The organism is Butyribacter sp., from assembly GCF_056818865.1.
The window spans coordinates 1-13,703 of record NZ_DBLYGC010000007.1 but is presented as its reverse complement, the minus strand read 5'-3'; the positions used below and the strand labels follow the sequence as shown (position 1 = coordinate 13,703).

Annotated in this window: 10 protein-coding genes; 8 read left to right on the top strand and 2 right to left on the bottom strand. The window is 37.1% G+C overall.

The features are described 5' to 3' along the window. Positions 1 to 138 precede the first annotated feature (138 nt). From nrdD to ACZLXV_RS04430, 7 genes are all read left to right on the top strand, one after another. A complete protein-coding gene (gene nrdD / locus ACZLXV_RS04460; protein ID WP_022224459.1) occupies positions 139 to 2,265 on the top strand; it encodes an anaerobic ribonucleoside-triphosphate reductase in 2,127 nt (708 codons plus the stop codon). 29 nt (positions 2,266 to 2,294) lie between these two features. After that, complete coding sequence (gene nrdG, locus ACZLXV_RS04455; protein WP_022224460.1) at positions 2,295 to 2,825, top strand: anaerobic ribonucleoside-triphosphate reductase activating protein; 531 nt, start codon at positions 2,295 to 2,297, stop codon at positions 2,823 to 2,825. A 198-nt stretch (positions 2,826 to 3,023) separates the two neighbouring features. Then, a complete protein-coding gene (gene gap, locus ACZLXV_RS04450; RefSeq protein WP_022224461.1) occupies positions 3,024 to 4,040 on the top strand; it encodes a type I glyceraldehyde-3-phosphate dehydrogenase in 1,017 nt (338 codons plus the stop codon). 236 nt (positions 4,041 to 4,276) lie between these two features. Next, a complete protein-coding gene (locus tag ACZLXV_RS04445) occupies positions 4,277 to 5,476 on the top strand; it encodes a phosphoglycerate kinase (RefSeq protein WP_022224462.1) in 1,200 nt (399 codons plus the stop codon). A 119-nt stretch (positions 5,477 to 5,595) separates the two neighbouring features. After that, a complete protein-coding gene (gene tpiA / locus ACZLXV_RS04440; RefSeq protein WP_482382624.1) occupies positions 5,596 to 6,348 on the top strand; it encodes a triose-phosphate isomerase in 753 nt (250 codons plus the stop codon). Positions 6,349 to 6,504: 156 nt separating this feature from the next. Continuing rightward, entirely contained in the window at positions 6,505 to 6,774 is a 270-nt protein-coding gene (locus ACZLXV_RS04435; protein WP_022224464.1) for an acylphosphatase, read from the top strand. Positions 6,775 to 6,910: 136 nt separating this feature from the next. Beyond that, complete coding sequence (locus ACZLXV_RS04430) at positions 6,911 to 8,110, top strand: C40 family peptidase (protein ID WP_482382623.1); 1,200 nt, start codon at positions 6,911 to 6,913, stop codon at positions 8,108 to 8,110. Between the two features lie 308 nt (positions 8,111 to 8,418). Here the strand turns inward: ACZLXV_RS04430 and ACZLXV_RS04425 are convergent, their stop codons facing one another. Both ACZLXV_RS04425 and ACZLXV_RS04420 read right to left on the bottom strand, forming a co-directional pair. Next, positions 8,419 to 10,491, bottom strand: coding sequence for a collagen-binding domain-containing protein (locus ACZLXV_RS04425; protein WP_482382622.1), 2,073 nt, complete (start codon positions 10,489 to 10,491; stop codon positions 8,419 to 8,421). Positions 10,492 to 10,495: 4 nt separating this feature from the next. Further along, positions 10,496 to 11,344 (bottom strand): class B sortase, encoded by an 849-nt coding sequence (locus tag ACZLXV_RS04420; protein WP_482382621.1) that lies wholly within the window; start codon positions 11,342 to 11,344, stop codon positions 10,496 to 10,498. 214 nt (positions 11,345 to 11,558) lie between these two features. Between ACZLXV_RS04420 and ACZLXV_RS04415 the strand changes: the two genes are divergently transcribed. Then, complete coding sequence (locus tag ACZLXV_RS04415; RefSeq protein WP_482382620.1) at positions 11,559 to 13,532, top strand: EAL domain-containing protein; 1,974 nt, start codon at positions 11,559 to 11,561, stop codon at positions 13,530 to 13,532. The last annotated feature ends 171 nt before the right edge of the window (positions 13,533 to 13,703 follow it).

Here is a 13,703-nt window from a genome sequence, read left to right as displayed (position 1 = left end):
GGGTGTCCACAATATTTTGTGATTTTATTAAAAATAAACACAATATATTGTGGACATTTTTAGGTCCAAGTGCTATAATGGGTCTTGCGTTTTGACATAGGACATACGTCGGAACAAGTTTAGATTGGAGGAAATATGATGAAGGTAATTAAGAGGGATGGCAGAGTAGTTGAGTATGATCGCAATAAAATTGTTATTGCAATTCAGAAAGCTAATGCAGAAGTAGATAAAAGCGAACAGGTCAATGAAGAAAAGATAGACTCTATCGTTGCCGGAATTGAGAATAAGCATGTGGACAACATGATGGTTGAGGACATTCAGGATATGATAGAGCAGAAGCTCATGAGCGAGGGAAAATTTGAGCTGGCTAAAAAGTATATAATTTACAGATATACAAGAGAAATGGTTCGCCGTGCAAATACTACGGATGATTCTATTATGAGCCTTATAAAAAACAGCAACAAAGACGTAATGGAGGAAAACTCCAATAAAAATGCGTACATTGCTTCAACACAGAGAGATCTTATAGCGGGGGAGGTTTCAAAAGACCTTACAAAGCGTGTGCTTCTTCCTGAAAAGATTGTTAAGGCACACGAAGAAGGAATACTTCATTTTCATGATATGGATTATTTTCTTCAAAGCATATTTAACTGCTGTCTTATCAATATAGGTGATATGCTTGAAAATGGAACTGTTATGAATGGCAAACTCATAGAGACGCCAAAGAGTTTTCAGGTTGCCTGTACGGTTATGACACAGATTATATCAGCAGTGGCAAGCAGTCAGTATGGGGGACAGTCTGTTGATATAAGACATCTTGGAAAGTATCTTAGAAAGAGCCATGATAAATATGAAGCACATTACAGGGCAAAGTATGGTGATACCATAACAGAGGATATTCTTGAAGAATTTGTAAATGACAGACTTCATGATGAATTAAAATCAGGTGTTCAGACGATACAGTATCAGATAAACACACTTATGACTACAAACGGTCAGTCACCTTTTGTGACGCTTTTCCTTAATCTTGATAAGGATGACCCGTATATAGAAGAAAATGCCATGATTATAGAAGAAATTCTCAACCAGAGAATTGAGGGTATAAAGAATGAAAAAGGAGTATATGTAACACCGGCATTCCCTAAACTTATATATGTGCTTGACGAGCACAATTGTCTCAAGGGAGGCAAGTATGATTATCTTACAAAACTTGCTGTAAAATGTTCGGCAAAGAGAATGTATCCGGATTATATATCTGCAAAGAAAATGCGTGAAAATTATGAGGGAAATGTATTTTCATGTATGGGATGCAGAAGTTTTCTTACTCCTTGGAAGGATGAAAACGGAGAGTATAAATTTGAGGGAAGATTTAATCAGGGGGTTGTAAGTATAAATCTTCCTCAGATTGCAATAATAGCTCAGGGTGATGAGGAAAAATTCTGGACATTGCTTGAGGAGAGACTGGCACTTTGCTTTGATGCACTTATGGCAAGACACCATGCACTCGAGGGAACACTGTCAAGCGTAAGTCCTATACATTGGCAGTATGGAGCAATTGCAAGACTTGGAAAAGACGAGCCGATAGACAAACTTCTTCATGACGGTTATTCAACAATCTCTCTTGGCTACATAGGAGTCTATGAGACGACAAAACTTATGACTGGAGTAAGTCATACTGATCCGAAAGGAACAAACTTTGCACTTAGACTTATGAAGAGACTCAGACTTGCGTGCGATACATGGAAGCTTGAGACAGGAATAGGTTTCGGGCTTTATGGAACACCGGCAGAAAGTTTGTGTTACAGATTTGCAGAAATTGACAGAAAAAAATTCGGTGTAATAAAAGATGTAACTGACAAGGGATATTATACAAACTCATATCATGTAGATGTCCGTGAAAAAATAGATGCATTTGAAAAGTTTAAATTTGAAAGTCAGTTCCAGAAGATTTCTTCAGGCGGTGCTATCTCATATGTAGAGATACCAAATTTGAGAAATAATCTTGAAGCTCTTGAGGATGTTGTCAAGTTTATATATGAAAACATACAGTATGCGGAGTTTAACACAAAATCAGATTATTGTCATGTGTGCGGATATGACGGAGAGATTATTATAAATGATGACCTTGAGTGGGAGTGCCCACAGTGCCACAACAAAGACAAGAATAAGATGACTGTCATAAGAAGAACATGCGGCTATCTCGGGGAGAATTTCTGGAATGTAGGAAAGACTAAGGAAATAAATTCAAGAGTGCTTCACTTATAATATGATGCAAGGGTCAAAAGGTGATAACAATGAATTATGCAGATATAAAGAGAATTGATGTGGCAAACGGACCGGGTGTCAGAGTGTCTTTGTTTGTGAGCGGATGCACTCATCATTGCAAAGAGTGCTTCAATCCTGAAACATGGGATTTTTCATATGGAAATGTATTTGATGAAAATGCAGAAAATGAGATTATAAAATATTTGGAACCGGATTATATAAAGGGACTTACATTGCTTGGTGGTGACCCTATGGAAAAGGTGAATCAGGAGGCTCTTATCCCTTTACTTGAAAAAGTAAAAAAAGCATATCCGGAAAAATCAATCTGGTGCTATACAGGGTATGATTTTGAGGAAGATATAAAGAAAAACATGCTTAAAAACTGGGAAGTGACTAAAAAATTTATGTCTTACATAGATGTTTTGGTTGACGGCGAATTTAAAATCGATTTGAAAGATTTAAATCTTGTATTCAGGGGTTCGTCCAATCAAAGAATAATAATGGTAAAGGAATCACTCGAGAGCGGAGAAATTGTTTTGTGGGAAAAGGCCGAGGGATAAAATAAAAGATATTTCAAAAATAATCTTGAAATTTTTTTGGTAATTGGTTACAATAGTTTATAGGTAGGTTTGTGCAAAAGAGAAAATATCGCATAAGATATTATTTTTTAGCGAGAGCCTGCATTCAAATGATTAATTGTCGGACAGGTCTTTCCTGCCGGACAAATTATAAAATTTATATTTAGGAGGAATTTTAACATGGCAGTTAAAGTTGCAATCAATGGTTTTGGACGTATCGGACGTCTTGCATTCAGACAGATGTTTGGTGCAGAAGGTTATGAAGTAGTAGCTATCAACGATTTAACAAGCCCTAAGATGCTTGCTCATCTTTTAAAGTATGATTCATCACAGGGTAGATATGAGAAGGCTGACACAGTTTCAGCAGGTGAAGATTCTATCACAGTTGATGGAAAAGAAATTAAAATCTACGCTTTCCCAGATGCAAACAATTGTCCATGGGGCGACCTTGATGTAGATGTAGTTCTTGAGTGCTCAGGTTTCTACACATCTAAAGAAAAGGCTCAGGCTCATATCAATGCAGGCGCAAAGAAAGTTGTTATCTCAGCTCCAGCTGGTAACGATCTTCCTACAATCGTTTACAATACAAACCATGAGACATTAAAGAAAGGTGATCAGATTATCTCAGCAGCATCTTGTACAACAAACTGCTTAGCTCCAATGGCTGACGCACTTAACAAGTTTGCTCCTATCGAGTCTGGTATCATGGTTACAATCCATGCTTACACAGGTGATCAGATGACACTTGATGGTCCTCAGAGAAAGGGTGACCTTAGAAGATCTCGTGCAGCAGCAGTTAACATCGTTCCTAACAGCACAGGTGCTGCAAAAGCTATCGGACTTGTTATCCCAGAGCTTAACGGAAAGCTTATCGGTTCTGCTCAGCGTGTTCCTACACCAACAGGTTCTACAACAATCCTTACAGCAGTTGTAAGAGGAAAAGATGTAACAGTTGACGGAATCAACGCAGCTATGAAAGCAGCAGCTAATGAGTCATTTGGTTACAATGAAGAAGAAATAGTTTCTTCAGATATCGTAGGAATGAGATTTGGTTCACTCTTCGATGCAACTCAGACAATGGTAAACAAAGTAGCTGATGACCTTTATGAGGTTCAGGTAGTTTCTTGGTATGACAATGAGAACTCTTACACATCACAGATGGTAAGAACAATCAAGTACTTCTCAGAGAACTGCTAATCATTGCGATTGTTCTCCGAACAATCAAGTACTTCTCAGAGAACTGCTAAGCTAGTTCTGGAAGTTATAACTTGTACGGATATGATCCATATACGGGTCCGGTCTTTTAGAGGACCGGGCTCGTTTTTCTTTATATGAATTTTTCAGTTTATATAAAGTGCCTTTATATTTTTCATAATAAGGCAGACTACATTTAATATGTAGATTATTTGATTAAATTTTGAGAGGAGATTTTTATGTTAAATAAAAAATCTGTTGATGATATCAACGTAAAAGGAAAAAAAGTTTTAGTTAGATGTGATTTTAATGTACCATTGCAGGATGGAAAGATTACAGACGAAAATCGTCTTGTAGCAGCACTTCCTACAATCAAGAAACTTATTGCTGACGGTGGAAAGGTTATTCTTTGCTCACATCTCGGTAAGCCAAAGGGGGAGCCAAAGCCTGAGCTTTCACTTGCACCGGTAGCAAAGAGACTTACAGAACTTCTTGGACAGGAAGTTAAATTTGCAGCAGACGCTAATGTAGTTGGAGACAATGCAAAGGCAGCAGTTGCAGCTATGAACGATGGAGATGTTATTCTTCTTGAGAATACTCGTTACAGAGCAGAAGAGACAAAGAACGGAGAAGAGTTCTCAAAAGAACTTGCTTCGCTTTGTGATGTATTTGTAAATGATGCATTTGGTACAGCTCATAGAGCACATTGTTCAAATGTTGGTGTTACAGAATTTGTTAAGGGTGACTGTGTAGTTGGATACCTTATGCAGAAAGAAATTGATTTCCTCGGAAATGCAGTAAACAATCCTGAGAGACCATTCGTAGCAATTCTCGGTGGTGCTAAAGTTTCTTCAAAGATTTCTGTTATTGAGAACCTTCTTGATAAGGTTGATACACTTATCATTGGTGGTGGTATGGCATATACATTTATGGCAGCTCACGGTGAGGAAGTTGGTAAATCACTTCTTGAGGAAGACTACAAAGATTATGCACTTAAGATGGAGAAAAAGGCTGAGGAAAAAGGTGTTAAACTTCTTATTCCTATCGATACAACAGTAGCTGATGACTTCTCAAATGATGCAAACTTCAAAGTAGTAGGCCGTGGAGAAATCCCAGCTGATATGGAAGGCCTTGATATTGGACCAAAGACAGCAGAACTTTTTGCAAACGCTGTAAAGGGTGCAAAGACTGTAGTTTGGAATGGACCAATGGGATGCTTCGAGATGCCAAACTTTGCAAAAGGAACAATTGCAGTAGCAGAAGCTATGGCTGAACTTGAAGGCGCTACAACAATCATCGGTGGTGGTGATTCAGCAGCAGCTTGCAACCAGTTAGGTTTTGGTGACAAGATGACACATATCTCTACAGGTGGTGGAGCTTCACTTGAGTTCTTAGAGGGTAAAGATCTTCCTGGTGTTGTAGCAGCAGACGACAAATAAAAGACCGGGTTGACCGTTTCTTGAACGGCAGTTCAGGAAAAAAATATAATAAAGATTATTGATAATAATGCCATTGATTTATACTGTTTGTAGATTGATGGCATAGAAATGAGGATAAAATGGCTAGAAAGAAAATTATCGCCGGCAACTGGAAAATGAACAAAACTCCTAGTGAGGCAGTTGCTTTAGTAAACGAATTAAAAGATTTAGTAAAAAATGATGATGTTGATGTAGTATATTGTGTACCTGCAATCGATATTGTTCCTGTAGTAGAAGCTGTAAAGGGAACAAATGTAGAAGTAGGTGCTGAAAATATGTACTTTGAAGAGAGCGGTGCTTACACAGGTGAGATTTCTGCAGCAATGCTCGTAGATGCAGGTGTTAAATATGTTATAATCGGACATTCAGAGCGTCGTGATTACTTCAAAGAGTGTGACTGCTTACTTAACAAGAAAGTAAAGAAAGCATTTGAAGCAGGTCTTACACCAATTCTTTGCTGCGGTGAGTCACTTGAGCAGAGAGAGATGGGCGTTACAATGGATTGGATTCGTCTTCAGATTAAATCTGATCTTGCAGGAATTACAGCAGACCAGGTTAAAAACATGGTTATTGCATATGAGCCAATCTGGGCAATCGGAACAGGAAAGACAGCTACATCTGACCAGGCACAGGAAGTGTGCAAGGGAATTCGTGACTGTGTAGCAGAAATGTACGACAAAGCTACAGCAGATGCTGTTCGTATTCAGTACGGCGGTTCTATGAATGCAGGAAATGCAGCTGAATTACTTGCAAAACCTGACATTGATGGAGGTCTTGTAGGTGGAGCAAGCCTTAAAGCTGATTTTGGAAAAATTGTAAACTATAATAAATAAAATCATTGATATAGTACACTAAGCTAAAGGCAAGGATGCTTTCAGATTTTACAGTCTGAAAGCGAGTGATGAATAAAATTATTAATAAGAGGCATATCGGGGTGAAAACTTTCGGTGTGCCTTTTGTTGCCGAATAAAAAGATAAGGACAGGAATAATGCAGAGACGACAGATTAGATTTTACGGCAGAGTTCAGGGTGTGGGTTTTAGGTATCATGCAAAGCATGCAGCAGCAGCTTTGGGGCTCACGGGATGGGTCAGAAATGAATATGATGGCTCTGTGATGATGGAAGTACAGGGAAATGAAAGCCTTATAGACAGAATGCTTCAGACATTGAACAGAGATATGTATATAGATATACAGAGTATGGAAACGAAAAATATTAGTGTGGATGAAGAGGAAAAAAGTTTCAGAGTAATATATTAAAAATAGAATAAATATGGTAAAATATGTTAAATTATTTATGCAAAAAATAAAAACTTTTAAGTGGAGTTTGCTATCATAATTGGAGAAAAAGTTATATAATAGATAATTATGACAGTGGTAGAAGGAGGATGAAAAATTGAAGCGCAAATCAACAGTATATGGTCTGCTTGGAGCAATTGGACTTGTTGTTGGTCTTTCTGCAATCAATCCGGCAGTCTTAGATGAGTCTAAAAAGAATGATAAAATTGCGGTTTCAGTTGTTTCGTATGATAAAGCAAAAAAATCTGACAATTTAAATGCAGCAACAGGAGGAGCATTTACAGCGACATCACAGGCGATAGGGTCTTATGCATCTGAGAATGTCACATCATCAGAAGGAAAAAAAGTTACTAAATCAAGGAACAGAAAAGCAGTTGTTACGCCAAAGCCAACAGCAACACCAAAACCGAGAGAGCAAATAGTAAAAATTGCCAAGAGTTATAAAGGTAAGATTACATATTTATGGGGTGGAAAACCTTCAGATGCACAAATATCAGGAAAAAATCAGCCAAAAGAGCTTGATTGTTCCGGATTTATCCAATTTGTATATTCAAAATACAAAAAAAAGAGAATTTCAGAACTCGGTTCTACTATAGCGATAGCAGGTTTGCCGAAAATAAAGAAAAGTGAATTGAAAGTAGGAGATATAGGTCTTAGAAACGGAACAGGCTCGATTTATTTCGATGCAGATGGCAAATCGTATTCAGAACCACAGTTTGCAGAAGAAGCAAATGATAAAAAAATTGAAAAGTTCGACAAAAAAATAGATATAAACAAAAAGAAAAAATCTTCTGCAAAGAAAAAAATAAAGAATAAGACGAAAAAAATAGAAGAAATAAAAGATAAAAAAGATGTATTGAAAAAAAATAAAAAGGAAATTTTGTCGACGAGTATTGATGTTGATGAAGTGGAAGATACAAGCGATGACATCACAGACGATGAAAAGAAGCAGGAAGATACAGAGATAAAAAAAGATGAACAGAGTAAAGAACTGGAAAAAAATATTGAGGAATTAAAAAAATGTGATGTGGAAATCACAAATATTAAGTCTGATGTAAAGAAGTTATCGAAAAATATAAAAAAATATGATAAGCAAATAAAAAAATTAAATAAATTAAAGAAAAAATATAATACCGATATTGAAAAAAGTATTGACCATGTTGGTATTTATTGTGGAAAAAATAAGGTCGGTAAGATGGTGTGGTGTCACTGTTCTTCATCAAAAGGTGGAGTAGTTTATGAAGCTACTGATATTTTCACGCATTACTATAGCAGTGAAAGCTGTATTACAAAATAAAAAAATCAGTCTGATGTATAAAAAACACCAGACTGATTTTTTAATTTTAATTTTTATTATTCTATATAAATGATGTTGGGTTCAAAAGATATTTTGACCCCAACTAATGCCACGGATTGCTTCATTGCTGTGCAATTTTCGCAATCCTACAAACACCTCCAATCCCGCATATTTGCAAGCAAATCTGCTACTTGTCGGTGTTTGGCGGGTCAAGCCACCAGCTAGTAATTTGTATGTAAACATACATTACTAGCTGCTTTTGACCCTTGCATCATATAAATTATTTATTGAGACTGTTAAGTTTTACATTAGTTATTTTTTTTCAGAGCTGCAAGCTTAAGACCGAAAAACAAAATACCTAAACCGGAAACCACTGTAATCAATATAAATGGTAATGTTTGATTTTTTTCTCCGGTAGAAGGAGAGCCTTTCTGACCTGATGGAAGTTCAGGCTCATCTGCCGGTGGATATTTAGCCTTTATAACAGGTTTAGCAGTAGCATCCGGAGTGGCAGAAGGAGCTACAGAAGCCGAAGCTGTAGGTGTTGTCGTGGCAACAGGAGTAGCGGACGGAGCTGCTGAAGCTGTAGGTTTAACTGTTGCGTTTGGGGTAGCGGACGGAGCTGCTGAAGTTGTGGGTTTAACCGTTGCGTTTGTAGTAGCGGACGGAGCTGCTGAAGCTGTAGGTTTAACCGTTGCGTTTGGAGTAGCGGACGGAGCTGCTGAAGTTGTGGGTTTAACTGTTACATTTGGGGTAGCGGACGGAGTTGCTGAAGCTGTAGGTTTAACCGTTGGAGTTGGTGTAACAGTTGTCGGTGGTGGGTTCCATGGTGTAGGCGTAGGGACAACTGACGGGGTCGGACTTGGAGCAGCAGTTGGAGTAGGAGCAGCCGGAGGAGAAAGAGTCGGAACCTCACTTGGAGTAGGGGCAGCCGAAGGAGAAGGAGTCGGAAACTCACTTGGAGTCGGAACAGCGGACGGAGAAGGAGTCGGAACCTCACTCGGAGTAGGGGCAGCGGACGGAGAAGGAGTCGGAACCTCACTCGGAGTAGGGGCTACTGACGGAGAAGGAGTCGGAATCTCACTCGGGGTAGGAGTTACTGAAGGAGAAGGGCTTGGAGTGTCACTTGGTGTAACATCAGGAGTAGTGATTGCTGATGGTGTGGCACTGGGAGCTGTTGAAGGAGTTTCTGTCGGCGTAATATCGGGTGTAGGTTCCTCGGATGGTGATGAAGTCTGAGTTGGAGCCTGAGTTGGCGGAGTGCTTGGTTCTTCCGGAGATTCAGGAACCTCTCCATACGGATAAAAATGTCCTTCTGCGCAATAATTTAAGATACTGTCAGCTATATAGCTACCTTCAAAACATCCGCCATTAATAGTTACGAATGCATTTGGAGCGAGAACATGGCCTGGCAGATATTTACATGTGAGAAAATCATTGTCAGGAAAGTTCCAGATAAGTTTCATACCGGATAAATCCATTTGACCTGCCTCAATTGTTTCCGATTTCTTTAAGTTTTTAAGTCCGTGTGCATCATCAAGCAGATATGCTTTTTGAACAAAATGGCTTCCTGAAAATGAAAAAGTTTTTCCGTCGTCGTTGGTAGTGGAAATAAATACGGCTTTCTTGTAATCACCTGATTCTACATAAGAATAGTCGCTGCCGATTTCAAGAGTATTGTATTTATCTATTGTAATAATATGCTCAGTTGATACAAGTTCATCTAAATCTTTGACACCGTCAATCATAATCCAATCAGCTTTATATAACACTTTATGCGGAATATATACTGATTTTACAGAAGCTGAAAATGGAATTGTAAGTAAATATCCGGATTGATTATCTATTTTAGCCCATTTTAGATTTTCATTGGAAAGTATTAAACTTGAATTTTTGCCAAGCGATTTGGACTCGGCTTCTAAAGAATTAAAAGCTTTTTTAAAATCAATATATGCTCCGCTTTTATCAGGGTATTCCGTGAGAGAAGAGTTGGGAGTTATTATTGTTTTGTAATATGCAGGCTGCTTTAAAAGATTTTTGTATTTTGGATAATTGGCAAGATAGTGGCTGTTGTATTGTCCGCTGTAGTTGCCGGAATGTAAGACATGTTTTATATATGACGGGACAATCGCACCGTTACCAAACGAATTGAAATATGCAGTGCCGCCGCAGGCAAGAGCACCTACAAAATGATTACCCGCTTTAAAAGTGCTTTTTGTAAAGTATTGATAGTCACTAAGAATTTGTTTTGAAGTGTGCTGTCTGCCTGAATCAGTATAAGTTGGCACAGCAGCTTTACTTTTAGTAAGGCTTCCAATCCCGATAAACAAGAGAGAAAAGCATAATATCAGTGAGATAACTTTTTTTGACTTATGTTTCAAAATATTATTTCCTCCATTCATTTTGTTTTAATGAAATAATTAAAAATCTTGAGTTACTGTTTGCTCCACATGTAGATAAAACAAGCATGCCTGAGTGTCTGCTGTGTATATTTTGTTTTATTTCTAAAGTATTTCTGACAGGACAATTCAGGTTGACCGAATTAAAAAACAGTAGTGCTCCGTCTGCTGAATTGCCGAAAGACGATATTATATTTTGTGTTCCCCAAGTGGCACCAGCCACGATCTTATAGCGTATCTTAGACTTTGGTGTTATTATGTGGATAAAATATGATTTGTTTGAAAAATCAAAGTTGTCGAAACGGTGCAGCATGCCAAACATCGAACCATTCTTCATATTATGCCCGTATAGTACAGTTAATGCGTCTGAGAAATTTTTTTTACTGTTAGTTTCGGAAAAAATACATCCGGGATAGCCAAAACTGTTGTCGATGTTGTGTGTAAGATAATAATAATCAAGTTTTTCATGTTGTAAAACAGGATATGAGATATTTATTTTTGGAATCTGAATCCATGCATAAATATCATTATTGTATTTTCTTAATGAATTAAAATCAACATCAGGTATTTCGGCAAGACCTGAATTGGCATTAGAATTTTTTATCTTTAGTAATTTCTTTTTTTTATTAGATTTTTTTTGAGATGTTAATTTACAGTCAGATGTATCATCCCAACTGTTTTCTTTTAATAGTTTATTTTGAAAAGTTTCATATGTGAGTGCTTGGTTTTTTAGCTGCTTTTTATGATGTGTTGAAAAAATGAGCCACAATGATATAGTTGAAAAAAAAATTAAGGAAAGCAGCCATAAAGCTATAGTATAAATTTTCTTTTTCAAAATTGTCCTCCGGTGAAAAAGCTGCAGTCCATTCATATTAAAAAATAAAATTTAATATGACAAAAAATATTATTAACCCATTTTTAGAAAAAATATGCATATAATGAAAAATATGGTTATCAGACATATTGAAAACTGAACTCTCGAAAAAAATGGTAGCTTATCTGGCAAAAAAGATGTAAAATATACATATAGTTTTTTTCGGAGGACAGCTATGAAACAGAACGAGAAGATGTTGGGAAAAATAAGAGAATATCCGGCAGAATTTGATTATCTTACCGGATTATCAAATAGGAGAGGACTTTACGATTTTTACGATATACTTGAAAGCGATGCAATTGTTCATGCAATGTTTATAGATATCGACAATTTTAAGCGGGTTAATGATATTTATGGTCACAGCATGGGAGATGAACTTCTTATATGCATAGCAAAACTTATTGAAGAAAATATATTTGGCTTTACGTCAAGAATAGGTGGAGATGAGTTTGTTGCATTGCTTGATGGAGATATGGGTATTGATGAACTTGAAAGTACGGCAAAAAAATTATTAAAAAATATGCAGGATATCGATTTTAGAAAAGATATTCTTTCAAATGTATCACTCAGTATAGGTATAGTCACAAGGCAGAAAGTATCGCTCAGGCTTGATGATATTTTACATAAATGTGACTCGGCTATGTATGAAGCCAAATATGACGGAAAAAACAGGTATGTATTTTATAGAGAAAATGACCGGACTATACTGAGAAACAGAAATATGGAACTTGAGATGGATGAGGCGTTAAAAAACGGTCAGTTTGAGGTGTATTTGCAGCCAAAAGTAAATATGATATCAACTAAACTGACGGGAGCAGAGGCATTGTCAAGATGGAATCATCCGGTTGATGGTGTTAGGACACCGGCGATATACATATCGTTATTTGAGAAAAATGGTTTCATTTCAAAACTTGATTTGTACATGTTTGAGCAGGTCTGTAAGATAAAACAGAGCTGGCATGGAAAGAAATATGGGCATATTCCTGTTTCGGTGAATATGTCAAGACTGCATCTTTATAATAAAGAATTTCCGGATATGTTGGTTGAGATTGCTGACAGGTACGGCGTAAGTCACAATGAGCTTGAGATAGAAATTACCGAGAGCGTGTTTGTCAAGGACAGCGAGGAACTCATAAGAAATGTTAAAATGTTGAAAGAGAGAGAGTTTATTGTTTCAATAGATGATTTTGGTTCAGGATTTTCGGCACTCAATCTTTTAAAAGACTTACCGGTTGATATTATAAAAATTGATAAGGAATTTCTTGATGATTCAGGGGATGATGACAGAGGAAAAAAGGTTTTGAGAAATGTCATAAATATGTGTAAAGACTTAAAACTTGATGTTGTCACCGAGGGAATTGAGACAGAAGAACAAAGAGAGTTTATTGTAAGATGCGGCTGTCAGATTGCACAGGGATTTTTGTATGCAAAACCGCTTCCGCTTAATGAATTTGACAAATTTGCAAATGAGTATATCGCTAATGATGATACAAGTTATACATTTAAGCTTGACGGTGATATTAAGTCTGATGACGGAAAAATCGAGGCAGATGCGAAAGGTTTTAGTGAATTGAAATATGGCACGGGTATATTTAAAAACAAAAAGGCACTCGTATTTCCGGGGGGAGAGAAAGAGCAGGAAGTTATCGAACTTCCGAATGAAATTTTATCAAGTGACAGTTTTATGGTATCAATGTGGATATATCCGACAGAGGAACACTCATGGAGCTGTGCATTGTACGTCAAATACGAGACAGGATTTTTTGGTATGATTCCTTTGGCATGGGAGGGACATTCATCATTCCGTATAAGGGATTCAAAAGAGGTTGATGGTTGGTATGATATAAGCGGATGCAAATTACAGGTAAATGAATGGTCACATTATGTTGTAAGCTACAATGCAAAAACAGAGACAGCATATGCATACATAAACGGACAGCTTGTAGGAAACATGAAGAATGTACCGGGAAATCGTTATGCAAAGCGTATTGTTCTCGGCGGGGATGTATTTCAGCCGTCATTTATAGGAAAAATATGTGAGGTCACATTTTACAATGAAATAAGAGATCACGATTTTGTATATAATCTGCATCAGTCCTATGTCACAAGGGATGATTTCATAGGTTTTAAAATAGGAATAGATAAATAACAGACGGCAATTTACGGAAAAAATATAAATAACGCATATTAAATAGTTGAATTATTTGATATGCGTTATCTTTTTGTATGGCCTAAAGGCCTAATTTGCGAAATGTAGTTTCTCTTGGAGGAGAAATGGAATGGAGCAAATAAAAAAACCACCTGCTATGCAGGTGTGAGT